At 67.0% G+C, this 23,121-nt stretch carries 21 protein-coding genes; 10 read left to right on the top strand and 11 right to left on the bottom strand.

Features of this window, described 5'->3' with window-relative positions; all coding sequences use genetic code 11:
* Window positions 1-189: 189 nt before the first annotated feature.
* Window positions 190-1,140 (top strand): coiled-coil domain-containing protein, encoded by a 951-nt coding sequence (locus ACHQ4I_RS26755; RefSeq protein WP_420774603.1) that lies wholly within the window; start codon window positions 190-192, stop codon window positions 1,138-1,140.
* Between the two features lie 119 nt (window positions 1,141-1,259).
* On the opposite strand, the gene ACHQ4I_RS26750 is transcribed toward ACHQ4I_RS26755, so the two are convergent.
* Window positions 1,260-1,871, bottom strand: a complete 612-nt coding sequence (locus ACHQ4I_RS26750) for a TetR/AcrR family transcriptional regulator (RefSeq protein ID WP_420774602.1) — start codon at window positions 1,869-1,871, stop codon at window positions 1,260-1,262.
* Window positions 1,872-2,171: 300 nt separating this feature from the next.
* Here ACHQ4I_RS26750 and ACHQ4I_RS26745 point away from each other — a divergent pair, with 300 nt between their 5' ends.
* Entirely contained in the window at window positions 2,172-3,881 is a 1,710-nt protein-coding gene (locus ACHQ4I_RS26745; protein ID WP_420774601.1) for a phytoene desaturase family protein, read from the top strand.
* Window positions 3,882-3,935: 54 nt separating this feature from the next.
* Here ACHQ4I_RS26745 and ACHQ4I_RS26740 read toward each other — a convergent pair whose 3' ends face one another.
* Complete coding sequence (locus ACHQ4I_RS26740; RefSeq protein WP_420774600.1) at window positions 3,936-4,331, bottom strand: hypothetical protein; 396 nt, start codon at window positions 4,329-4,331, stop codon at window positions 3,936-3,938.
* A 304-nt stretch (window positions 4,332-4,635) separates the two neighbouring features.
* The gene (locus ACHQ4I_RS26735; protein WP_420774599.1) at window positions 4,636-5,763 is read right to left on the bottom strand and encodes an NADH:flavin oxidoreductase; all 1,128 of its coding nucleotides are present in this window, start codon (window positions 5,761-5,763) and stop codon (window positions 4,636-4,638) included.
* Window positions 5,764-5,877: 114 nt separating this feature from the next.
* On the opposite strand from ACHQ4I_RS26735, the gene ACHQ4I_RS26730 reads away from it, so the two are divergent.
* Both ACHQ4I_RS26730 and ACHQ4I_RS26725 read left to right on the top strand, forming a co-directional pair.
* Window positions 5,878-6,333 carry a MarR family winged helix-turn-helix transcriptional regulator gene (locus ACHQ4I_RS26730; protein WP_420774598.1) on the top strand — a complete coding sequence of 152 codons (456 nt, stop codon included), beginning with the start codon at window positions 5,878-5,880 and terminating at the stop codon, window positions 6,331-6,333.
* A gap of 67 nt (window positions 6,334-6,400) precedes the next feature.
* Window positions 6,401-7,819 (top strand): S8 family serine peptidase, encoded by a 1,419-nt coding sequence (locus tag ACHQ4I_RS26725; protein WP_420774597.1) that lies wholly within the window; start codon window positions 6,401-6,403, stop codon window positions 7,817-7,819.
* Window positions 7,820-7,889: 70 nt separating this feature from the next.
* Here the strand turns inward: ACHQ4I_RS26725 and ACHQ4I_RS26720 are convergent, their stop codons facing one another.
* Window positions 7,890-8,531, bottom strand: coding sequence for a TetR/AcrR family transcriptional regulator (locus ACHQ4I_RS26720; protein ID WP_420774596.1), 642 nt, complete (start codon window positions 8,529-8,531; stop codon window positions 7,890-7,892).
* A gap of 63 nt (window positions 8,532-8,594) precedes the next feature.
* Between ACHQ4I_RS26720 and ACHQ4I_RS26715 the strand changes: the two genes are divergently transcribed.
* The 4 genes from ACHQ4I_RS26715 (at window position 8,595) to ACHQ4I_RS26700 (ending at window position 12,326) form a co-directional block, all read left to right on the top strand.
* On the top strand, window positions 8,595-9,038 hold the full coding sequence (locus tag ACHQ4I_RS26715; protein WP_420774595.1) for a VOC family protein: 444 nt from the start codon (window positions 8,595-8,597) through the stop codon (window positions 9,036-9,038).
* Window positions 9,035-9,526 carry a hypothetical protein gene (locus ACHQ4I_RS26710; RefSeq protein WP_420774594.1) on the top strand — a complete coding sequence of 164 codons (492 nt, stop codon included), beginning with the start codon at window positions 9,035-9,037 and terminating at the stop codon, window positions 9,524-9,526. Before ACHQ4I_RS26715 ends, ACHQ4I_RS26710 begins: the two co-directional genes overlap by 4 nt.
* A 403-nt stretch (window positions 9,527-9,929) precedes the next feature.
* Window positions 9,930-11,336, top strand: coding sequence for a three-helix bundle dimerization domain-containing protein (locus tag ACHQ4I_RS26705; RefSeq protein WP_420774593.1), 1,407 nt, complete (start codon window positions 9,930-9,932; stop codon window positions 11,334-11,336).
* A 222-nt stretch (window positions 11,337-11,558) separates the two neighbouring features.
* The gene (locus ACHQ4I_RS26700) at window positions 11,559-12,326 is read left to right on the top strand and encodes a hypothetical protein (protein ID WP_420774592.1); all 768 of its coding nucleotides are present in this window, start codon (window positions 11,559-11,561) and stop codon (window positions 12,324-12,326) included.
* A gap of 172 nt (window positions 12,327-12,498) precedes the next feature.
* On the opposite strand, the gene ACHQ4I_RS26695 is transcribed toward ACHQ4I_RS26700, so the two are convergent.
* Both ACHQ4I_RS26695 and ACHQ4I_RS26690 read right to left on the bottom strand, forming a co-directional pair.
* Window positions 12,499-13,344, bottom strand: coding sequence for an alpha/beta fold hydrolase (locus ACHQ4I_RS26695; RefSeq protein ID WP_420774591.1), 846 nt, complete (start codon window positions 13,342-13,344; stop codon window positions 12,499-12,501).
* The gene (locus tag ACHQ4I_RS26690) at window positions 13,341-13,934 is read right to left on the bottom strand and encodes a TetR/AcrR family transcriptional regulator (RefSeq protein WP_420774590.1); all 594 of its coding nucleotides are present in this window, start codon (window positions 13,932-13,934) and stop codon (window positions 13,341-13,343) included. Before ACHQ4I_RS26690 ends, ACHQ4I_RS26695 begins: the two co-directional genes overlap by 4 nt.
* 144 nt (window positions 13,935-14,078) lie before the next feature.
* Here ACHQ4I_RS26690 and ACHQ4I_RS26685 point away from each other — a divergent pair, with 144 nt between their 5' ends.
* Complete coding sequence (locus ACHQ4I_RS26685; protein WP_420774589.1) at window positions 14,079-14,909, top strand: alpha/beta fold hydrolase; 831 nt, start codon at window positions 14,079-14,081, stop codon at window positions 14,907-14,909.
* A gap of 70 nt (window positions 14,910-14,979) precedes the next feature.
* Here ACHQ4I_RS26685 and ACHQ4I_RS26680 read toward each other — a convergent pair whose 3' ends face one another.
* On the bottom strand, window positions 14,980-16,791 hold the full coding sequence (locus ACHQ4I_RS26680; protein WP_420774954.1) for a hypothetical protein: 1,812 nt from the start codon (window positions 16,789-16,791) through the stop codon (window positions 14,980-14,982).
* A 181-nt stretch (window positions 16,792-16,972) separates the two neighbouring features.
* On the opposite strand from ACHQ4I_RS26680, the gene ACHQ4I_RS26675 reads away from it, so the two are divergent.
* Window positions 16,973-17,710 carry an SDR family NAD(P)-dependent oxidoreductase gene (locus ACHQ4I_RS26675; protein WP_420774588.1) on the top strand — a complete coding sequence of 246 codons (738 nt, stop codon included), beginning with the start codon at window positions 16,973-16,975 and terminating at the stop codon, window positions 17,708-17,710.
* Between the two features lie 143 nt (window positions 17,711-17,853).
* Here ACHQ4I_RS26675 and nuoN read toward each other — a convergent pair whose 3' ends face one another.
* Genes nuoN through nuoL form a run of 4 tightly spaced genes read right to left on the bottom strand, consistent with a single transcriptional unit; the run spans window position 17,854 to window position 23,121 of the window.
* On the bottom strand, window positions 17,854-19,464 hold the full coding sequence (gene nuoN / locus ACHQ4I_RS26670) for an NADH-quinone oxidoreductase subunit NuoN (RefSeq protein WP_420774587.1): 1,611 nt from the start codon (window positions 19,462-19,464) through the stop codon (window positions 17,854-17,856).
* Entirely contained in the window at window positions 19,461-21,089 is a 1,629-nt protein-coding gene (locus ACHQ4I_RS26665) for an NADH-quinone oxidoreductase subunit M (RefSeq protein ID WP_420774586.1), read from the bottom strand. The genes nuoN and ACHQ4I_RS26665 overlap by 4 nt, the downstream gene beginning before the upstream one ends.
* Entirely contained in the window at window positions 21,086-21,211 is a 126-nt protein-coding gene (locus tag ACHQ4I_RS26660) for a hypothetical protein (RefSeq protein WP_420774585.1), read from the bottom strand. The genes ACHQ4I_RS26665 and ACHQ4I_RS26660 overlap by 4 nt, the downstream gene beginning before the upstream one ends.
* On the bottom strand, window positions 21,208-23,121 hold the full coding sequence (gene nuoL / locus ACHQ4I_RS26655) for an NADH-quinone oxidoreductase subunit L (protein ID WP_420774584.1): 1,914 nt from the start codon (window positions 23,119-23,121) through the stop codon (window positions 21,208-21,210). Before nuoL ends, ACHQ4I_RS26660 begins: the two co-directional genes overlap by 4 nt.

Genomic DNA, 23,121 nt, shown 5'->3' with positions numbered 1-23,121 from the left:
AACCAACGCTACGATTCTGCGGTGTCCAACGTTTGTAGCTACCCGGGGTGTGCTCGACCGATTACGCGCGGGGGCGGGCCCGGGCGGCCCTCGGAATACTGTGACCATCCAGACCACACGCGGTGGCGGGCGTGGCGGGAACGGCAACGGCAGCAACAGGAATCGGAAACGCCCGCCAGTTCTGTCACTGTGACGCAGCAGGGGCCGGTGACGGTGGCCCGGTTGCGGGCCGATGAGTTGCTCACCCAATTCCGTGGGCTGGCAGATCAATTGGGGAACACGCTCACCGCGGCGGTGGCCGAGCTGTCCACGCTGTCCGATCCGGCCATCGCCGAGGCGCAGGTGCAGGCCGTGCAGGCGGATGCGGCGCGGCGGATCGCGGAGGCGGAGGTCGCGACCGTCGCGGCCGAACAGGCGCGACGGGAGGCCGAGCAGGCGCGCGCGGCCGCGGAATCGGCCGCCGACGATGCGGCGAGTGCGGCCGAACATGCCGAATCCCTGGTCACCGAGGCGGATACGGCGCGCGCGGATGCGATGCGTGAGGTCGAACGGGTGACCAAACAAGCCGCCGATGACGTATTCGCCGCGCGCAGCGAGGCGGAGTCGGAGATTCGCACCATCCGTCGCGAGGCCGCCGACGATGTGGAACGCGCGCGTCAGCAAGCAACCGAGGATGTGGAGTTGGCGCGACGGAAGGCGGCCGCCGAGATCGAGCAGATCCGGCGCGAATCCGCCCAGCAGATCACCGCGGCCGGTGCCGAACGTGATCTGGCGGTGCAGCGCGCCGCGGACGCCGAACGCGCCATCGAACGAGCCGAACAGGCTGCCGCCGAACGCAATCAGGCCGTCGCCGAGGCGCGTGAGGAATTGCACCGGGTGCGGCAGGAACTGGATCGGACCCGCGGTGAACTCGCCGAGGTTCGCCGCGCGGCGAGTACCGAAGTCGCGGCGGTGCGTGCCGAGTCGGCGGCCGCGCTCGAGCACGCGCGGCGCGAAGCGGCCGACCGGCTGGCCGCGCTCGACGATGCTCGAGCCCAGACTTTGGCGCGGGCAGAGCGCGCGGAACGTCAGCTGGACCACTTGGTTGCCGAATCTCGCCAAAGCCGAGACGGATTGGTATCCGACCGAGCGCCCGGGTAGGCGGAGTCGGGTCGCACGAAAGATCGAAGGCGGGATCGCATCAGGAGCTGGTCGCTGAGTCTGGTGGCCCGCCGGTGCCGGATCTACGGACGGTGCAGATGGGCGCTCGAGCGCGGTCGTCAATCCTTGTCGGGCCGAATGATGGCGCCGTTGAGGATCCGTAGCAGGTTGGCGACGTCGGCGGCTTGGGGGATAGCGCGATCCAGGGTGGCCAAGCCGTGCACAACGGTCCAAGCGAGCAGTGCCATGTACGGCGGTTCGACACCGCCACCCCACCCGTAGTCGGATTCTTGCGCGGCCGTCTGCAAGAGCAGGTTCCAGACCTGCAGGCGCTTGTCGACGAGTTCGGGGTCGGCATCGTCGACCTGGGTGGATCCGAGCATGAGCGTGAACAACGCCGGATGCTCGCGGGCGAACGCCACATACGTTGCCCCGACCGCGATGGCGTGTTCCCCGACGGGCACATCGGCGGGTACCTGTGCCAACGCATCGGTGATGTCGGCCGTCAGCCGGATGAAACCGTCGACTGCGACCGCGGTCAGAACCGCTCGGCGGTCAGCGAAGTGGTAGGTCAGCGCCTGATGGCTGACGCCCACCCGCCGGGCGATCGATCGCAGGCTGGCCCGCTCGGCACCGACGTCGGCGAGCTCGGCTGCCGCTGCGGTCAGAATCGCGCGGCGCACCTCTTCGTGCCGCCGACGACCGACCAGCGCTTTGTGTGTCGCAACCATGGACCAACTATGCCGGAATCCGCTTTTACTTGCCACTGGCAGGCTGAGGCCTTAGAGTTACATGCCACTGGCAGTCACAGATAGATCGGCGCCATAAGACCGACGTCGGACAGGCTCGAGCCGCCCGCCGACGTCCGGCGGATCTGCGGGTCTCATCCCTGCACAGGGCCTACGCCCTGGGAGACCCGCAGATCCGCACCCCCCCGACGACATCCGGCTCGGCGGCCGGAGCCGCCGCTCGGTACGGGGCAGTTCTGTCGTCTCGGTGTGATCGACCACGACCTGAAGGAGCAAGCCGCAATGCCGGAATTCGACTCGATCGTCATCGGATCAGGGCTGGGTGGGTCCTCGGCCGCCGCACATCTGGCGGCCGTGGGTCAGCGGGTGCTGCTGTTGGAGCGGTACTCGGTTCTCGGCGGCAGCTCGCATGTCTTCCGCCGGCAAGGCAAATGGGAGTTCGACTGCGGGGTGCACTACATCGGCGATTGCGGGCCGGGCGGGCAGATCCCGACGCTCATGCGGGGATTGGGCCTCGACGACCGCATCACCTGGCTTCCGCTCGACGCCGACGGATTCGACACCGTGCGAGGGCCGGATCTCGAGTTTCGGCTGCCCGCCGACTGGGACGGCTACGAGGCGAACCTTGTGGCCGCCTTTCCCGAGGACGCCAGAGGGTTACGCCGGATGGTCCGGATTCTGCGTGCCATCGGCGAACCGTGGGACCGCGACCGCACCCCTGCCACGATTTCCGCGCAGTGGTCGTGGATCCGCAAGGCCGGGCCCGCTGCCGCCTTCGCCGCTCTACCGGTGATCAGTTTGTTCACCATGTGCGGGCTCAAACCACGCACGATTCTCGCGCTCTCGGTGCACTGCGGACTGATGGGGTCGACCCCCACAAGAGCGACGACCACGCTCTATGCGGTGCTACTGCACAACTACATCGGTGGCGGCGCCTACTATCCCCGCGGCGGTGGGCAGGCCTTGTCGGCCGGATTCGCCGAGGTCACCGCGAGTCATGGCGGCACGATCCGCCGTAATGCCGCCGTGGAGAAGATCCTGATCGACAACAACCGCGTTCAAGGCATACGCCTGGCCGGCGGCGAGACGATCACCGCGTCTTCGGTCGTCTCCGCCGCCGACATCCTGCGTACCTTCCGTGACCTCGTAGGCCATGAACATCTGCCGTTACCGTATCGAGCGCGCATCAGCCAGCTGAAGATGTCGTTGCCGTTCATCAACGCTTATTTCGGTATCGAAATGGATCTGTCGACCGCACCGAACTGCAACTTCTTCGCGATTCCCACTTGGGACGACGCCAGCAGTCTGCTGAAGATGGCCGATATGCAACGCACGCTGCTCGGCGGTGCCGGCTTCTGTGACGGTGAGCAGTGGGCGCGCCAAGTCGCGGCCCGCCAGCCGATGTTCGTCCAATCGTCCTCGCGGCGCGATCCCGCCCATGCCGCAGCAGCACCTGCCGGGCACGCCACCGTCGAGGTGCAGTCGATCGTCCCGCACCGGCCGCGTCTGTGGGGCGTCGACGGCTACGACATCGACGGCCACGAATACCGCAACGACCGCACCTACAACAACGTCAAGGCCATCCTCATCGAGGGCATGGCTCAGCGAATGGGCCAAGCGTTCCCCGGAGCCGAATCCGCTATCAAATTCTGCGAACTCGCCACCCCGGCCACCCAGGAACGATACGTCGGCAACACCTGCGGCGCGCCGTTCGGCCTCGATGTCACCCCCACGCAGATCGGCGCGCTGCGGCCGGGAGCGAAGACTCCTATCGAGGGGCTGTACCTCGCCGGCACCAGCACCGCATGGGGTCCGGCTACCGAAGGCGCCATGCTCAGCGGGCGACAGGCGGCCAGCGCGATCCTGGGCCGGGACCTGAGCGCCGAAGTACGCGACGGCGTGGTGCTGGCCGACCCATCGAAGCTCACCGCCTGGTCTTCGGACTTCGACGCACTGCGCAGCGCGAGCAGCCAACTCGACAAGACCGCTTGATCGACGCGGACACAAGCACCGGCCGCCGCCAGATGGTGTATTTCGGCCGGCAGCTCAGCTGTCGGATTCCAGCAATTTCCACGACAGCAGATCCCACAGCTCAGGATCTCCGGCGCGCCAGGCGAGATACACCTTGTGCACGAGATCCATTCCGGCGAAACCATATAGGCCGGTAATCCTGGCGCGGTAATGCTTGTCCGGACCACCGTCGCGGAACTCGACGTCGTAGTCGACGTCGATTTCCTCGTCCACATCCGGGTTCTGGTCACCGACGTAATCGAGGTGAATCTGGAAGTAGAACTGGTCGGTTGGCTCGCGATCGAGCCTTTCCACGATCGCGAACATCCACCGTGCGTTCAGGCTCGCGAACAGGTCGTGCACCTCGGAGTCGGTGGGATCGGTCAGCGTCCGTCCGCTCGCATCGAATGCTCGAAGTTTCGGTGCACTCACGCGAACGATCGTAGTCCGTCGAACGCCCGCCGCCACCGGGCAGGATCCACGATGCCAGCGGCGGTCAGTGCTAATTCGGCTGTGTCACAAACGAACACGACATGATCACGCAGTGCCCACGCTCCTGCTAGCGGCCACACCGACCATCACCCACCGCCGCTGTCGGCCGCCTCGAAGGCTGGCTGGAGTACAAGCGGGGCTTCGTCCCAGCCCCATGAGGCATGCCTCAGGCTGGCGGTGGGTGGGGGCTTCGGCGCGGATGAAAGACCAGACCGGCGAGGCCGATTCGGTGTATGAACCGCCTCTAGCTCAGCGTCTTCAGTGTCGCCGCATCGTATGGCTTCAGCTCGTCGATCCGCCCCCCGAGGACCTTGGACGCCCACTCCGGGTCCTGGAGCAGGGCGCGGCCGACGGCGACCAGGTCGAACTCGTCGCGCTCCAGGCGATCGAGGAGGTTGTCGAGGCTGCCGAGCTCGGCGCCCTCGCCCGTGAACGCGCGGATGAAGTCGCCGTCGAGGCCGACCGAACCGACGGTGATGGTGGGCCTGCCGGTGAGCTTCTTGGTCCAGCCGGCCAGGTTCAGGTCCGAACCATCGAACTCCGGGAGCCAGTAGCGGCGGGTGGAGGCGTGGAAGGCGTCGACGCCGGCCGCGGCGAGCGGGGCCAGGATCGCCTCGAGCTCCTGCGGGGTCTCGGCGAGCTGCGCGTCGTAGGCCTCCTGCTTCCACTGCGAGTAGCGGAAGATCACCGGGAAGCCGGGCGAGACGGCCGCCCGGACCGCGGCCACGATCTCGGCCGCGAACTTCGTCCGGGCCACGGGGTCGCCGCCGTAGGCATCGGTACGGCGGTTCGTGCGCGCCCACAGGAACTGGTCGAGCAGATAGCCGTGGGCACCGTGCAGTTCGACGCCGTCGAAGCCGATGCGCTCGGCGGCCGCGGCGGCCTCGGCGAAGGCGCCGATGACATCGTCCAGATCACGCTGGATCATCGCCTTGCCGGTGCCCTCGGTGCCGTCGACGCGGATACCGGAGGGGCCGACGGCGGGGGCGTCGGCGTAGGGCGCGTCGCCCTGATTGCGCACCATGCCGATGTGCCACAGCTGCGGCACGATCGTGCCGCCCGCCGCGTGCACGGCCTCGGCGATCTTGGCCCACCCCGCCAACTGCTCCTCGCCGTGGAACCGCGGCACACGATCACTCTGTCCGGCCGAATCGTGGCCGACGTAGGTCCCCTCGGTGACGATCAGGCCCACGCCGGCGGCGGCGCGGCGGGCGTAGTACGAGCCCACGTCGTCACCAGGAACGCCGCCAGGGGAGAACATGCGCGTCATCGGCGCCATCACGATGCGGTTCGGGACGGTCAGGCCGTTCAGCGCGACGGGTCGGGACAGGATCTCGGCCGCGCGGGAGGCGGGGGACGCGGTGACGGTCACGGGGACACTCCTGGTAGCTACTGGACAACTTGATACTTGAGAACTTCAAGCAATGCGGACACGGTAGAGGTAGATATTTGAGATAGTCAAGTTTCAGTCGATAGGGTGGCTCTCATGACAGAAGCTCCCCGCGTCGACACGGCCCAGCTCATGGAGCTGCTGTCGGTGTCGCTCGGCGCCTACTACGGCGACTTCACAGTCGCGGCGGCGAGCGAGAATCTCACGGCGAGCCAGGGCAAGGCGCTGACCGTGCTGCGCCGGGGCCCCGCCGCGATGCGCGCCTTGGCCGAGATCTTGGCCTGCGACGCCTCCAACGTGACCGGGATCATCAACCGGCTGGAGAAGCGCGGCCTCGTGCGCCGCGAGGCCGGCGCATCCGACCGGCGCGTCAAGAATCTCGTCCTCACGGCCGAGGGCGAGCGTGTCACCGACACGATCCGCGCGAAGATGCGCGCCACCCAAGATGGCCTGAACAGGCTCAGCGACCAGGACCGGGACTGCCTGTACGCCCTGCTGGAACGGGTTTTCGTCGCACCGAAAGTCGCGCGAATTCCCGCGGGGCCGAACTGAATTGGCGCACACCCGAGTTGGCGCCCTTCGGTGGCGCGATGATCATATGGCGGGTTAACTGTCGTTCATGGCGCCCACGCAGAGTGGTTCGGAACTGATCGTTGTCACCCACGGTGCCCGCGAGGGTATCGATCCGAATGCGGTGCGCGAGAGTCTCGCGGCGCAATCGCGGCTGGTCGAGCTGCTGCCGGAAGGCGGTGCGCCGGTGCGGATCTTCGGTCCCGCCGATCGGCTGCCGCGGCGGATCGCGGGCACCGAGCAGGAGCCGGTCGGCGCGGAGTATCTGAACTATTTCGCCGTACGCGGTATCGAAGCCGAACTCGAGTCGGTCGCGGATCGGCTGCGAGCCGATGACGCGGTCGAGGCGGCCTACGTCAAACCGCCCGCCGAGCCGCCGATCGCACCGCCGGTCGTCCTGGCCGATATCGCGGTCCGCCGACTCGAGGACGCACCGCCGGTCACGCCGAATTACGAAGCCAGGCAGGGATATCTGGACGCCGCGCCGCAAGGTGTGAACGCGCGCTGGGCCTGGACCCAGCCCGGCGGTCGCGGGGCCGGGATCCGCATCGTGGATGTGGAGGGTGCGTGGCGGTTCACCCATGAGGACCTGCTCGCGAATCAGGGCGGGGTGATCGGCAACGCGCCGTCGCAGGATCTGGGCTGGCGCAATCACGGCACCGCGGTGGCCGGTGAGATCAGCGGTGACGTCAATACCTTCGGTATCACCGGCATTGCCGCCGATGCCGCCATCCGCGCGGTCTCGGTTTTCGACGCGGGCTCCGCGGCCGCCATCCGCACCGCCGCCGACGCGCTCGGCGCGGGCGACATCATCCTGCTCGAACTGCATCGCCCCGGACCGCGCCACAACTACCAGAACCGTTCGGATCAGGCGGGATACATCGCGATCGAATGGTGGCCCGACGACTGGGCGGCGATCCGCTACGCCGTCGGGCGCGGTGTCATCGTGGTCGGGGCCGCGGGCAACGGTGCCGAGGACTTGGACAGCGCGCTCTACGACACCCGGCCCACTGATTTCCCGGCCTCCTGGAGCAATCCTTTTCGCGGCGGCGCCGCCGATTCGGGCGCGATCCTGGTCGGTGCCGGCGCCCCGCCGCCGGGATTCCACGGCCGCGATCACGGACCCGCGCGCTCACGGCTGTCCTTCTCCAACTACGGATCCCGCGTCGACGCGCAGGGCTGGGGCCTCGAGGTGACCACCACCGGATACGGTGACCTGCAGGGCGGCACGGACGAAGACTATTGGTACACCGACACATTCAGCGGAACCTCGAGCGCGTCGCCGATCGTCGTCGGCTCCGTCGCCAGCTACCAGGGTCTGGCCGCCGCGGCCGCAGGTCGCAAGACGCCGGCCGAAGTGCGGGCCCGGCTGCGCGCCGTCGGCTCACCCCAGATGGATGCGCCTGGACGGCCCGCGACCCAGCGGATCGGGAATCTGCCCGATATCCAGGCCATGATCACACCGTGAATCCCGGACGCGCCGTGTAGATCCACTCGTGCGGCGGGATCACTGCTGTGGTGCCCGACTGTCTGCGGGGTCAGGGCAGCAGTTCGCGGGTCATGGCGTCGTGGATCCACTGCTGGTACCGATCGATGCTCCAGCCGCGGTGGCGGCACAGCACTTGGTGGGTATGCGGTGCGGTGAGTAGGTAGAGGATATCGGCGGCGGTCGGTGCGTCGAGGCCGGTTCGCAGAGCGCCGCGGTGGTGCAGGTTCTCGGCGATGGTCTGTTGCACCTGGTAGGTGGCCTCGGCTCCGGCGTCGGCGGTGGCGCGCATGTCGGGGTCGGCGCCGGCGGCCTGGATGCTGACCATGATCAGGTCCCCGGCGCGGTCCATCAAGGTGGCGGTGTTGGCCGCCAGCAGCCGCAGCGTCTCGACAGGGTCGGTGTGCTCCAAAGCCTCTCGCAGCCAAGGGCGTTCGGCGAAGGTCGCGGGCTCCTCATCGCCGACGATGGCCACGCCGAGTGTGTGGGCGAACAGGGCGGCCTTGGTGGGGAAGGCGTCGTAGAGGGTGCGTTCGCCTACTCCGGCCGCGCTGGCGATCTGGCGCAGTGTGGTGGCCGCGTAGCCCTGACTGGTGAACAAACCGGCTGCGGCCGCGCGGATCCGGTGACGGGTTTCGGCCGCGGCGGCTTCGCGGACGCTGGATCGGTACGGCCTCTTGACGGTTTCGGGCATGGGGAGGATTCTAGAAAGGAATTAAGCGCAGTATCACTGCGGTCAATATTTTGGGAGGTTCACATGCCCCGTCCCGACCTGGCCGGTATCCATCACCTGAAGATCCCGGTCACCGATCTGCGGCGGTCGCTGCCGTGGTATGAGCAGGTGTTCGGCTACACCGTCGTGCTGGAGGTCACCGATGACGACGGCGTCGTCCGCGGCGTGGGCGGGGAGATCCCCGGCCTGGCGGGCACGAAACTCGCGCTGCGGCAGAACCCCACGCTGGCCGCCGCCATGACGGGGTTCGACCCGGTCGCCTTCGCGGTCGAGGATCAGGCCGCTGTGCGGGCGTGGGCCGAGCATCTCGATCGGCTCGGCATCGCGCATACCCCGCTCATCGAGGGCAAGACCGGCTGGTTGATCGCGCTCACCGACCCCGATGGGATCAACCTCGTCATCTACAGCTGGACCGCCCCCGCCGAATCCGGCTCCCGCGCAACGACCGCATCGGCGGCGCAGTCGTGAACCAGGCAAGAACCATGCTCGGAGCTATTCGCTCGACCGGTCGGACCGCGCGTGTCGCGGTCGGCCTGCTCGTGTCCACGGCCGCGATGTTGCTCACCTCGGCGCCCGCCCAGGCCGACCCGGGCGCCTTGATTCCGCCCGGCGCGCTGGACTCGCAGACGGGCTACGTGTCCATCTCGGAAGCGACCCTCACCGGCTACCCGTACGTCGGAATGTTTCTGTCGGTCAAGGGCACTTCCAATGTCCCGTTGTCGTGCACCTACCAGCTCTACGACGTGGCGGACGGGCGCTACCTGGGCGGGCCGCAGACCGTCGACACGAAGAACCAGGGCGCCACCGCCTTCACTATCGGCGGGTACGTACAGGGCGTGGCGAACCACGACCACTGGGCCGTGGTGCACTGCGACGGCGTGTGGCCGGGGCATGTGTCCTACGCCGAGGGATATGCCTGGACGAACATCACGAACATGGGCCCGGTCATCCACTAGATGAACGAATCCCACCTGTGTCCCGCCACCAGTAGGGCGCACAGCCCAGCTGGTGGCGGCGCGCGGTTTCGTTGGAAACATGCGGACAACGCGGGGTGGCGAAAGGTGAATGGCGCGTTGAACTTTCGGCGCGAGTTCGGGGCCGAGTTGTCGAGGGCTCGGGGTCCGGGGCGGCTTGGGACGGTATGGATTTCGGGCAGTGATTCGGCGCTGACCTGGGCAGAGGCGATGGATAGCAGTCCGTGGCAGTTGCCTACGGGCACAGTCGAAGTGGGATTCGCTCGCCAGTGATGGGGGTGTCGTCGGTGTCGGATCGGGGGAAAGTTTCGGTAGGGTTCGTCGGCGCGGGCAGGGGTGGGGTGCCGTCGCGATCCGAGATCGATGTGACGCCGAGGAGACTGTGGTGGGTGTCGTTACTGTCCGCGAAGAGCAGGCGATCCAGCGGTTGACCGATCGCCTGGTCGACGACTACCCGGCCGAGCAGGTCGAGTCCGTGGTGGGGACCGCGCGGCAGCGGTTCGAGGGGCATCCGGTGCGCGAATTCGTCCCGATTCTCATCGAGCGGATCGCTCGCCGGGAGTTGGCGGCGACATCCGCCGTGGCGGACGGAAGCGATACCGAATCCAGGACGGAAAGCGTTGCCGTTCAAGCGGATCCGGCGACAAAAGCGCGGGGGATAGGCCGGATCGTCGCATCCGGAGCCGGCAAGCTCGTCGCCGATAAGCGGTTGTTGGCCCTCGCCGCCGCCGTTGTGGTCCTGGTCCTCGCACTGGTGATCGGGTTCGCCGTGCGGCAGCCCGATGAACCCACCGCGGCCGGTGTGGCAGCGCCCGGGGTGAGCACGGTGCACGGTGTGGTCGGCTCGGAGAAAATGGCGTTCTTCGAGGATTCCCGTGTCGTGGAGGCGCTGGCCCGCAAGGGTGTCCAGGTGGCGGTCGATCCGGCGGGTTCGCGGCAGATCGCGACCTCGATCGACCTCGGAAAGTACGACTTCGCCTTCCCGTCGAGTGCACCCGCGGCCGAGCGGATTCAGCGGGCACGCAATATCAGCACGAAATACACCCCGTTCTCCTCGCCCATGGCGATCGCGACATTCCAGCCGATCGCGGACCTGCTGACCGCGGCCGGTGTGCTGCGTCCAGGACCTGCGCCGACCTTCGATATCGCCCGGTATCTCGAGCTCGTGCGCAATGACGTGGAATGGGACAAGCTCCCCGGCAACACCGTATACCCGGTGCACAAGAACATCCTGGTCTCGACCACGGATCCGCGCACCTCGAACTCCGCGGCCATGTACCTGGCCATCGCCAGCCACGTCGCCAACGACAACACCATCGTGCAGGGCCCGGCCGCCGAACAGGCCGTACTGCCCACGCTGTCGCGGCTGTTCGTGCGGCAGGGGTACACCGAGAATTCCACCGAAGGCCCCTTCCGTGAATACCTTTCGGCGGGCATGGGGCCGACGCCCATGGTCTGGATCTATGAGGCACAGTTCGTCGAGGCGAGCGTGCGCGGGCAGCTCAAACCCGGCATGGTGCTGACCTACCCGTCCCCTACCGTGCTCTCCCAGCACACCCTGGTGCCGCTCACCGCGTCCGGTGACCGCATCGGCCGCCTGCTGGCCACCGATCCGGACCTGCAGCGGCTGGCCGCCGAACACGGCTTCCGCACCAGCGATCCGACCCAGTTCACCAAAGTCACCGCCGATAACCATGTCCCCGTGGCCACCGACCTGATCGATATGATCGACACCCCGACCAACGACACCCTCGAACACCTCCTCGACGGCGTCACCAAGTCCTACAACTAGCCGCGGGCCCTTTGCCAGGGCATTTACCGGCGACCCTTATGTCCAGGTCATGACCGATTGCCCGCTCGGCGCAATCGGGGGATCGTGGAGTACAGAAGGGGACAAATCGGAAACCGGAGGTCGAGTAGTGGGGGTTGGGGGATTCGAGTAGCCGGACACTCGTGGCAAGGGGGTGTGCTCGGACCAAGCTGGGGGTCGGGGACGGAGGAAAGGAGCCTCCTCATGAGTGGGGTGTTCACCAAGACGGCCGTGCATGCGGGTCCATGCCGGTCGGCGCCCACGGTAGGTACGCATGGCATGGTGGTCTTCGGGACCGGCACCGACTGCTATTTCTCGCATCGGCCGATGTTCTTCTCGCCATATGACTTTCAGGTGCTGCTCGATGTCGAACTGGACCAACGCGGCCGCCGGGCGCTCGGCGCCGACCGGCGCGTCGGATTCGGCGGTTGCCACGCCTTCGATCCGGCGGACCTGTCGCTCGGCGAACTCGATCCGTGCGCGGCGCGCCCGCGAACCACGTTCCGGGGCAACCTGATTCGCGGACATCTGGGTCGCGGCGGCATCGTGATAGCGCGCGACATCGTCGCCACCGTGCGCAATGTCATATCTTTCGCACAGCTGGATCCGCATCCATTGCGCACCGCTGAGTTGCTGACCCACCTGTGCTTCGGGCGGGCAGGCAAAATATACCTGGCACACCGGATCGCGCGGCGTCCGAGCTTCGATCAGATCGTCGCGGCCCGGCTCATTCCCGGCACCGTCACCGACCTGCTGGGCGTCCCATTGCCCGACGATGTCGGCGAGCTGGAGTTCGAGCGGGCGCAGCCGATCATTCTGGGACAGCGCGAGTTCACCGGCCAGCGGTTGCGGGTCGGGGAGGTCGCGGTGGCGGCGTTCCACGCGACGGCCTCGGCGGGTGGGGAGCGCGGCTTCCTCGTCGAGATCGCGGTCGAGCGGCAGATCTATCTGGAGGTCGCCGACCTGGCGTGATGTCGATACGTCGGAGGTAGCGGTTGGGGGCGGATCACGGAATAGAGAGTCGCGCTGTCGCGTCCGGTGTGGCCGACGCCCGTCCAACCGATCAGACCGGACCGCGGCGGCCACCGACTGCGATGCCGGTCCGAACTCGTGACCGGCATCGCCGCGCTGCAGCTGGGACGGTTCAGCGTCCGGTGGTGACGCTGGCCGTCAGCGTTTCGAGGAGAGTGCGGGCGAATTCGGTTGGGGTTTCGCGGACTCCGCTGTGTCCGCCCGGGAATTCGATGAGTGGGCGGTGCAACTCGGTCGCCAGGGTTTCGGCGGTGCGGTAGGGGAGTTGGCCACGGGTTTCCCGTCCCGCTGCCAGTATGAGGCGGTCCGCGACGGCGGCGAGTGCGGCCGTGTCGGGGCGGTAGGCGGTGACCAGGCGCAGTTCGTGGGCGAACATCACCGCAGTGTTGGCCATGAGGCGGGCGAGCATTTCGGCGGTGCGGGCCGGGACCTCCGCCGGATTGGGCAGCGGCTTGGTGGTTACGCCGACGGCCTGCATAAAACGCGCGCCCGCGACGGCAGGTCCCTGCTCCTGGAAGAGTTCGACCACCTCCTCGATCATCGCCCGATGCGCGTCCGCGTCGGGCAGGACCGCGAAGCACGGCGGCTCATGGGCGAGAACCAGTCGCAGTCGTTCGGAATGGCGGGCGAGTAGGTCGAGGGCGACGACCGCGCCACCGCTGACACCGGCAACGTAGGCGTATTCGCCCGCGGGCGTGAGATGTTCGAGCAGTCGATGGGCGTCGTCACTGAATACCTCGACCCGCTGGTCCACGGGTTCGGGATCGTCCAGGACACTGCGCGAGTAACCGCGCGGATCGGCCGCCACGACGGTGAAGTGTTCGGCGAGCGCATCGGCGATCGGGTCGAAGATCCCCGCATCGCCGCCGCTGCCCGGCAGCAGGAGCAGCACCGGGCCACTGCCCCGCACCTCGTAGTACAGCGTGGCGCCGGGCACGGCGAATGTTTCTGTTCTCACTGCGTTTTCGCTTTCTCGTCGGTCGTCGGCCAATGGGTGAGAGTGATGTGCAAAGCGTCGATGATGCGGTCCCAGGACGTTGCCGTCGGCCGCGAGTGTCCGAAGCCGCCGCTCGCCTCCAAGGTGGCGTATCCGTGAAAAGTGCTGCGCAACAGGCGAACCGCGTCGGTGACATCGGGTTCGCCGAGGCCGTAGGCGCGCAGCATGCCGTAGGTCAAATCGATTGCCCGCCGCCCCCCGGCGCAGTCCGCGGCGAAGCTCGGATCCATGGGCATCTGAGTGGCGGCATAGCGCCCCGGATGTTCCAACGCGTAGCCACGCCATTCGTCCGCGAACGCAGCGAGCGCATCCCGCCCGGCACGCCCGGCAATGGCTGCGGCGATCCGGCTGATCTTCTCATCAGCGGCCAGCATGGCCACGCGATGGCGCAAATCCTCGAGATTTCTGATGTGCGAGTAGAGACTCGCGTCCTTCACCCCGAACTTCCTGGCCACTGCGGCAACGGTGACATTGTCGAAGCCGACCTCATCGGCGAGCTCAGCTGCTGCCTGCGTGATCCGCTCGGCGGTGAGCCCAGCGCGCGGCGACATCGCACCTCCTTGAAGCTAGGATATCTAGGTTATATCCTAGGGGTCCTAGCTTTGGCAAGTTTTGGTGGGGGACCGATTAATTCGCGGGGGTGCGGCGGTCCACATTCGTGGAGAGAACCATGACTACTGTTCGAGGAGATCTTGATGACCCCGATTCCGACCGCCACCGCGCACACCCTCGACGTGCCGGGCGCGCGACTGCATTACGAGGTACGCGGTAGTGGACCGCTCGTCGTGCTGGTCGGCGCGCCGATGGACGCGGCGGCCTTTGCGCCGCTGGCCGAGTTGCTCGCCACCGACCACACTGTGCTCACTACCGATCCGCGCGGGCACCAGAGCAGCGTGCTCGACGATCCGGACCAGGACTCGACCCCGCGACTGCGTGCCGACGACCTCGCCCGCCTCATATCGCACCTCGGCATCGGCCCGGCGGCGCTCTTCGGCTCCAGTGGCGGCGCCGTGAGCGCGCTGGCCCTGGCCGAAGCCCAACCCGACCTGGTCACCACCGTGATCGCCCACGAACCCCCGCTCGGCGAACTGCTCGACGACCGCGACCGTGTTCGCGCCAATACCGAGGACATGATCGCCACCTATCAGACGGGCGATGTGGTCGGCGCATGGCGAAAGTTCATGGCCAACGCCAACATCCAGATGCCGGAACCGGTGCTACAGCAGATGTTCGGCGGCGAGCGCGACCCGCGGCAGCGGGCCAGCGAGCGCTACTGGTTCAACCATGAGCTCCTCGGCACCGTCACCTGGGAGCCGAACAACACTGTGCTGCAATCGACTCCGGCGCGCATCGTAATCGGCATAGGCGCCGATTCGACCGACCAGCTCTGTGACCGCGCCTCCCGAGCCCTCGGCACAGTCATCGGCGTCACCCCGACGATATTCCCAGGCGGACACACCGGATTCGTGGAGGATCCAACCGCATTCGCCACTCGGCTCCGTGAGGTGCTCGAAGCAGCTTCCTAGCCATACGAGCCCTGCACTACGACTACGGTCGACATCCGGCTCCGTAAGGTGGCGGGCGCCGCGGGCTGGGTCAGGTCAGGCCGCGGATGAATTCGGCGAGGTATTGGGCGCTGTAGTCGGGTTTTCCGTTGTTCTGCATGGCGGCGGCGCCGATGGTGTCGATGTGGTTGTAGCCGGGGAGGATTTCGACCTGGGCGGTGGGCGGGGTGGGGATCCAGGTGCCGACGCCGTACTGGACGACGCTATCGCCCGCGTAGACGACGAAGTTCGGTTTGGTGCGGCTCATATTGTGGTAGCGGAGGTTGACCATATCGCCGCCGCGGGCGCCACCGAGGCCCGCGGCGATATCGACGACGACGCGCAGTGGGAAGTAGGTCTCCCAGTAGGCGGTCGGTGCGCCGGTGGCCAATTGGCGTGCGACCTCGTGGATATCGGCCACCTCGTGATTGGGTGCGGTCCAGGCGACGCCGCCGACGTCGTTGTAGTTGCGCCAGGTGTAGAGCGCATCGCGGTCGGCAGGTGCGATGCGCACCTGCGGTCCCGCACTGATGCGCAGATAGTTGCCCAGGACCGGAATCTGCGCCGCGCCACCGGGATTGGGGAAGGTCTTCTCCTGCACCGGTCCGCCCGACAGCGCACCGACGCCCTGTTGCAACAGGGCGAAGTTGCCGGAGTTGTTGTCGATGAATACCCCGAGCAGCGCGGTGTTGGTGAAGTGGTAGTCGCGGATCGTGCCCTCGCCATCGGCACCGCCGGTGGCGAGCGCGGCCCAACTCTGGCCGAACATGATCGCCAGTGTCGCCTCGACCTCCGGATCGTGAATATGGGCCAACAGTTGGCTTTCGGCGTCGGGCTCCAGATGCGCGGCCAGGCCCGCGAGGCGGTACAGCATCATCGCCTTGGTGCCGATCACCGGGGTCGGGCCGAGGATGCGCAGCGGCAGCACACCGGAGTCGAAGCCCGACTTCAGCAGATCATTGCTCGGGCCGACGATGGCATTGGTGATGTCGTGGAAGATCGGGGTGTTCTGGATCGCGGCCGGGTCGGAGGAGACCATGGTGTCCTGGGCGGCGAAGGCCGCGCACTGGTTGTAGCCCGCGTCGGACTGGGTGGCCGGATTGCCGTCGAAATCCCAGTCGGAGAACAGACCGGTCACCATGCCGCCCATGGAGATTCCGGTGCAGATGAACTTGTGCTGGCGCTCGGCCTGGTCGGGGAGTTCGGCGAGCATGATCTCGTACTGGTCGCGGATCACCCGCTCCACGCCCATCGCGTCGAGGATCGGCAGATCCTGAGAGGCCTTGAACCCTGGAAAGATTCGACCGTCGATCGGCTTGGCGTTGAAGTAGTAGTCGACGGCGTCGAGGTAGTTCCCGGTCCGCAGTGCCTCGTCGAAACCGGTCATCTCATCCAGACAGGCACTGCGCCTTGCCATCGCCCAGAATTCGACGGTGCGCCCGAGCGATTTGGCCGAGCGCACCGTATTGGCGGCCACCGCATCGGAATTCACCGCACCGCCGCCGAAACCCTGCTGCTGCACCACCACCGCGTCGGCGTCGCGCGAATTCTCCGGCGAACCCACGCGACGATAACGCAGGAATCCGGCCCGGTCGCAGGCCTGCGAATGTGCGGGCACACCGGCGGGCAGCGGCAACCGAAAGCTCACATACGACACCGCGACACCGTCGCGCGTCGCCAACTGCTGCTCCTGCCGATCCACGGCCGCACTCACCGGCGGATTATCGGCCGTCGCGGCGGTGGGCTGGATGAACCCGGCCGCCACTATGCCCAGCGCGACGGCCACCGCCCACCCGCCCCGATTCGTGCCGAGCTTCCCGGCACGAAGCGCCGACCGAACAGAGTGCCGCACCGCATCTTTCACGGACAATGACGTTTCCACCGGACAGCGGGTACGTCACTGGACTATTTGTCAGGACTTGCCCGTTACGTTCATGCACTTGGCCCAACCAACGACAGTACGGCTGCCGACCGACTGCGCTCGCGTGGACTCATCGGGCGACACCGCGTCGAGGATGGCAGGGTAGTGGGATGGTGATCAACGGATGAGTCGCGGTGTATTGGTGACAGGGGCTTCGCGCGGGATCGGGCGGGCGATCGCGGTGGCGTTCGCGGAGAACGGTGATCGGGTGGCGGTGCATTACTCGTCCGGGCGAGCCGATGCCGAGGAGACTTTGCGGCGGTTGCCAGGTGACGGGCATGTGCTCGTCGACGGGGATATCGGTGCGCCGGAGGCGGCCGAGGGGATTGTTGCGGCGGCCGTGGAGGCACTCGGCACCGTACATGTGCTCGTCAACAATGCGGCGGTGAATCTGGCGCATCCGCTCGCGAAAACCTCATATGCCGAATGGCAGGAGGTTTGGCGAAAGACCGTGGACGTCAACCTGTTCGGTACGGCGAACGTGTCCTTTTGCGCTGCCCGCCACATGATCGACAAGGGTGTCCCCGGCCGGATCATCAATATCGGCTCCCGTGGCGCGTTCCGCGGCGAACCCGACTACCCCGCCTACGGCGCCACCAAGGCGGGCGTCCACGCCCTCGGCCAATCGCTGGCGGTCTACTTGGCGCCCTACGGGATCGCGGTCGCGTCGGTGGCACCCGGCTTCGTGGCGACCGAACGCGTCGCCCACCGCGTCACCGACGAAGTCCGCGCCCAGAGCCCCTTCGATCGCGTCGCCCAACCCGAGGAAATCGCCTCGGCCGTACGCTACCTCGCCTCCCCGGAAGCCACGTGGAGCTCCGGCGCGGTCCTGAACGTCAACGGAGCGTCATACCTGCACTGAATCGCACCGCCCATTCCTATTCCAGCCCACCGGGATTCCGCGGCTGGCGGATGGCGCTCAACGCAGTCGCAAGCCGCTTACGACCGGAAACGTAACGAACACCGCCGCACCTCGGAAAGGGGGCGGCGGTGTCGGGGCGAGGCTCAGCGGGCGAAAGTTGATGCGCGGTCGGCCAGGTCGAGCAGCATTTGGGGGAGGATGCCCAGTAGGAGTGTGGCGCCGGCGGTGAAGGTGACTACCGCGGTGGTCAGGAATGGGGTGACGACGGTGGGGGCGTCGGCGGGTGGGTCGGTGAAGAACATCAGGACGATGACGCGGATGTAGAAGAACGCGGCGATGGCGCTCGAGATGACGCCGACGATCACCAGGTAGGTGGCGTTGCCGGAGGCCGCGGCTTGGAAGACCGCGAATTTGGCGACGAAGCCGCCGGTGAGGGGCAGGCCCGCGAATGACAGCAGGAAGAGCGCGAAAATCGTTGCCAGCCACGGGGAGCGGCGGCCCAGACCGGCCCATTGGGACATGGCGGTGGCTTCATCGCCGTTGGTGTCGCGGACCAGGCTGACGACCGCGAACGCGCCGAGCGTGCCGAGACCATATGCCAGCAGGTAGAACAGGATGGCCGAGGTGCCCGCGTCATTGGCCGCGACCAGACCGGTGAGTATGAAACCGGCGTGCGCGACCGAGGAGTAGGCGAGCATCCGCTTGACGTCGGTCTGGGTAATGGCCATGACCGCGCCGATGACCATGGTGGCGATGGCGATGGCGGCGAGCACCGGCCGCCAGTCGTCGCGCAGCCCGGGGACGGCGATCTGCAGGATCCGCAGCAGCGCGCCGACGGCCGCGATCTTGGTCGCGGCGGCCATGAATCCGGTGACCGCACTCGGTGCGCCCTGGTACACATCGGGCACCCAGGACTGGAAGGGCACCGCGCCGATCTTGAACAACAGTCCCACCGACAGCATCGCCACACCGAGCAGCGCCAGGGTGGTGTTCTGCGGATACTGGGTTATCGCATCGGCGATCCCGCCGAGCTTGACGGTGCCCGCCTGCCCGTACAGCAGCGCAACCCCATAGAGGAAGAACGCCGACGAAAACGCGCCGAGCAGAAAGTATTTCAGCGCTGCCTCTTGGGAGAGCAGCCGCTTGCGCCGCGCCAGCCCGCACAGCAGATACAGCGGCAGCGACAGCACCTCCAAAGCGACGAACATGGTCAGCAGATCATTCGACGCCGGGAACAGCAGCAGCCCGCCGATCGCGAGCATGGCCAGCGGGAACACCTCGGTGGTCGCGACACCCGCACGGACAGCGGCCATCTCACCCGCGCTATCCGGCACCGCGGAGGCCTGCGAGGTGAACGCGTCCACTCCGCTACCGACCGTCGCCGCGGCCAGACTCCAGGTCCCGGGCCCGGACCGTCCCTGCGGCCGCGGCTCGGCACCGCGCTCGGCCATGAACAGCAGCGCCAGAATCGACACCACCAGAATCGTGCCCTGCAGGAACAGCGTCACGCCATCGACCGCGACCGCACCGACCATCGCGGTCGCCTTGGTCCCCGACAATCGCACCACCGCCACCAGCGCCGCCACCAATCCGGCCAGTCCCAAAGGCACTTGGATGGCATAGCGATAGCGGCGCGGCGCGAACGCCTCCACGAGCACTCCGATCACCGCGGCGCCGAAAACGATCAGCATCGGCGACAGCTCGGCGTATTCGATGCTCGGCGCGGGCACACTGGCCGCGAGCAGCACTGTCATTTGTGGGCACCTCCGTGATCGGCCCCGGCCGTTCCTGCTTCGGGGAGCGCGGGCGTCTTCGGCGCGGGATCGTGGACGCCGATGGTGGTGAGCGTCTGGCCCACCGCGGGGTTGATGAAGTCCAGCACCGGTTTCGGGTAGATGCCGAGGAACAGCAGCGCGGCGATCAACGGCACCACCACGGCCAGCTCGCGCGGGAGGAGATCGTAGAGCCGTTCGTTGCCCTCCTTGACCGGGCCGTTCATCATCCGCTGGTACATCCACAGCACGTACAGCGCGGCCAGCACCAGCGCGCCGGTCGCGATCACCGCCGCGAACCCGTAGCGCGTGAAGGTGCCGAGCAGCACCAGGAATTCGCTGATGAAGGGCGCGAGACCGGGCAGTGACAGCGTGGCCAGACCGGCGATGAGGAAGGTGCCCGCCAACACCGGCGCCACCTTCTGCACCCCGCCGTAGGCGGCGATGGCCCGCGTTCCCCGGCGCGACACCAGGAATCCGGCGATCAGGAACAGTGCGGCCGTCGAGATGCCGTGGTTGACCATGTACAGCGTCGCCCCCGACTGCGCCTGGCTGGTCATGGCGAAGATGCCGAGGATGATGAATCCGAAGTGTGAGATCGAGGTGTAGGCGATCAGGCGCATCACGTCGGTCTGCCCGATGGCCAGCAGCGCACCGTAGATGATGCCGATCACCGCGAGCGTAATGACAAGGGGCGCGTAGGTTCCCGAGGCATCCGGGAACAGCTGCAGGCAATACCGCAACATGCCGAAGGTGCCGACCTTGTCGACCACCGCCATCATCAGCACCGCACTCGACGGCGTCGCCGCCACCGCCGCATCGGGCAGCCAGGTGTGCAGCGGCCACAGCGGCGCCTTCACAGCGAACGCGAACATGAACCCGAGGAACAGCGCATTCAGCACCGCCGGACCCGCACCGAGCTGCCCGGCATTGGCCGCCGCGACAACCGTGCGGAAGTCGAAGGTGCCCGACGAACCGGACCCGAGCCCCTGCCGCGCGGTGAGCACGTACAACCCGATCACCGCGGCCAGCATGATCAGCCCGCCGAACAGGTTGTACAGCAGGAACTTCACCGCCGCCCGGGAACGCTGCTGGCGATGCGCGAGATCCGCACTGCGCGGCCCGAATCCGCCGATGAGGAAGTACATCGGGATGAGCATCGCCTCGAAGAACACGTAGAACAGCAGAATATCCAGCGAGACAAAGGAAATCAGCACCATCGCCTCGACCAGCAGAGTCAGGGCGACGTAGGTGTGCGACACCCGACGTCCGCTGCCGACCTCACGCTCGTCGTTCCAACCGGCCAGAATCAGCAGCGGCACCAGCGCCGTGGTGAGCAGCACCAGCACCAACGCGATGCCGTCCAACCCGAGCGTATAGCCCGCACCGAAGGCCGGAATCCACTCATGCGATTCGACGAACTGATACTGCGCCCCACCGGGTTCGAAGCGCACAGCCAGCACGATGCCGAGCACCAGCACCACCAACGCGACACCGAATGCCAGCCCGCGGGCCAGCGTGCGCCTGGACGCGGGCAGCAGCAGCACCGCCACCGCGCCGACGACCGGCAACACCCACAGCGTGGTCAACCAGGGAAAGTCACTCACCAGAGCCTCACTGCCAGCAGGGCTGCGGCCACCAGGGCCGCGCCGGTGAACATGGACACATCGGGTACGAGCACCGCCGCTACCGGACGCAACCGTGCAGCCAACCCGGAATACGCACTCACCAGAGCCTCACCGCCAATAGCGCCGCGGCCACCAGGGCCGCGCCGGTGAACATGGACAGGGCGTAGGACCGTACGAATCCGGACTGCACCCTGCGGATTCGCCCGGACAGTCCGCCGATCAATGCGGCGGTTCCGTTGACGATGCCGTCGATGCCGCGGTTGTCGAGGAATACCAGCGACCGGGTCAGATACGCGCCCGGCCGCATGAATACGCCCTCGTTGAACGCATCGCCGTAGAGGTCCTTGCGGGCCGCGATGGTGAGCGCCGATACGGCTTCCGGTGCGGTCTCGGGCACTTCGCGCTGTGCGAACTGCTGGTAGGCGACGCCGATGCCGACCGCGACCACCAGCAGGGCGAGTGCGGTGACGACGCCCGCGGGCACGACCTCCTCGCCGTGATGCGCCCCGACAACGGGCTCGAGCCAGTTCTGCAGCGACGAGCCGAAGACGAAAAGCCCACCCGCGGCGACCGATCCAATGGCGAGCAGGATCATCGGTCCCGTCATCACTGCCGGTGCCTCGTGCGGATGTGTGTCGGCCCCCGCGGCGGAGCCGCGTAAGTGTTCGGGCCAGCGAGGTTCGCCGAAGAAGGTCATCGTCATCACCCGCGTCATATAGAACGCGGTGAGCCCCGCACCGAACAGCGTCACCGTCCCCAACGCGAAACCGCTTGCGCCGCCTTGGTTGAACGCCGCCTCGATGATCCGGTCTTTGGAAAAGAACCCGGCGAACGGCGGCACCCCGATAATCGCCAGATAGCCGAACCCGAAGGTGGCGTAGGTGACCGGAAGCAGCTTGCGCAGCCCGCCGTAGCGGCGCATATCGGTCTCGTCGTCCATCGCGTGCATCACCGATCCGGCCCCGAGGAACAATCCCGCCTTGAAGAAGCCATGGGTGAGCAGATGCATGATGGCGATCGCGTATCCGGCCGGTCCCAGGCCGGCGGCCAGCACCATATAGCCGATCTGGCTCATGGTGGATGCCGCGAGCGCCTTCTTGATGTCGTCCTTCGCGCAACCGACGATCGCACCGAACAGCAAGGTCACCGCACCCACCAGCACCACTCCGAGCCGCGCGTTGGGTGCGAGATCGAAGATCGGACCGGAGCGGGCGATCAGGTAGACCCCCGCCGTCACCATGGTGGCCGCGTGGATGAGCGCGGAGACCGGGGTCGGACCTTCCATCGCATCCCCGAGCCAGGACTGCAGTGGCACCTGTGCGGACTTACCGCATGCGGCGAGCAGCAGCAGCAACCCGATCGCGGTCAGCGTGCCCTCGCTCGCCTGCGGTGCGGTCGCGAACACCGCGCCGAAGTCGATCGAGCCGAAGGTCGCGAACATGGTGAACATGGCGATCGCCAGGCCCATATCACCGACCCGGTTGACCACGAATGCCTTCTTGGCCGCGGTCGCGGCGGTCGGCTTGTGATACCAGAACCCGATCAGCAGGTAGGACGCCAGGCCGACGCCTTCCCAGCCGAGGTAGAGCACCAGGTAGTTGTTCGCCAGCACCAGCAGCAGCATGGCCGCAAGGAACAGATTCAGGTAGGCGAAGAACCGCCGCCGTCCCGGATCGTGGCCCATATAGCCGACCGAGTAGATGTGGATCAGCGATCCGACCCCGGTGATCAGCAGTGCGAAACACACTGACAGCTGGTCCAATTGGAGGCTGAAGTCGACCTGCAGTCCGTCGACCGGGACCCAGCTGAACAGATTCTTGTGGATCGCGCGGGCGGCATCGTCGCGGCCGTGCATATGCAGGAATGCGACCACGGCGAAGCCGAACGAGGCCAGCGCGGTGGCGCAGCCGAGCAGATGACCCCACTTGTCGCTGTAGCGTCCGATCAGCAGCAGCACGACGGCACCGGCCAGCGGCAGTGCGGGCAGCACCCAGAGCGTTGCGGTATCCAC

It is taken from the genome of Nocardia nepalensis, assembly GCF_048910785.1.
Taxonomy (GTDB): Bacteria; Actinomycetota; Actinomycetes; order Mycobacteriales; family Mycobacteriaceae; genus Nocardia; species Nocardia nepalensis.
This window is presented reverse-complemented; position numbering and strand designations above follow the sequence as displayed.

Coding starts and splice junctions, on each gene's coding strand:
- ACHQ4I_RS26730 (WP_420774598.1), top strand. CDS start 5,878: ATGACAGAAGCTCCCCGCGTCGACACGGCCCAGCTCATGGAGCTGCTG.
- nuoN (WP_420774587.1), bottom strand. CDS start 19,464: ATGACAGTGCTGCTCGCGGCCAGTGTGCCCGCGCCGAGCATCGAATAC.
- ACHQ4I_RS26750 (WP_420774602.1), bottom strand. CDS start 1,871: ATGGTTGCGACACACAAAGCGCTGGTCGGTCGTCGGCGGCACGAAGAG.
- ACHQ4I_RS26675 (WP_420774588.1), top strand. CDS start 16,973: ATGAGTCGCGGTGTATTGGTGACAGGGGCTTCGCGCGGGATCGGGCGG.
- ACHQ4I_RS26685 (WP_420774589.1), top strand. CDS start 14,079: ATGACCCCGATTCCGACCGCCACCGCGCACACCCTCGACGTGCCGGGC.
- ACHQ4I_RS26745 (WP_420774601.1), top strand. CDS start 2,172: ATGCCGGAATTCGACTCGATCGTCATCGGATCAGGGCTGGGTGGGTCC.
- ACHQ4I_RS26720 (WP_420774596.1), bottom strand. CDS start 8,531: ATGCCCGAAACCGTCAAGAGGCCGTACCGATCCAGCGTCCGCGAAGCC.
- ACHQ4I_RS26700 (WP_420774592.1), top strand. CDS start 11,559: ATGAGTGGGGTGTTCACCAAGACGGCCGTGCATGCGGGTCCATGCCGG.
- ACHQ4I_RS26715 (WP_420774595.1), top strand. CDS start 8,595: ATGCCCCGTCCCGACCTGGCCGGTATCCATCACCTGAAGATCCCGGTC.
- ACHQ4I_RS26690 (WP_420774590.1), bottom strand. CDS start 13,934: ATGTCGCCGCGCGCTGGGCTCACCGCCGAGCGGATCACGCAGGCAGCA.
- ACHQ4I_RS26725 (WP_420774597.1), top strand. CDS start 6,401: ATGGCGCCCACGCAGAGTGGTTCGGAACTGATCGTTGTCACCCACGGT.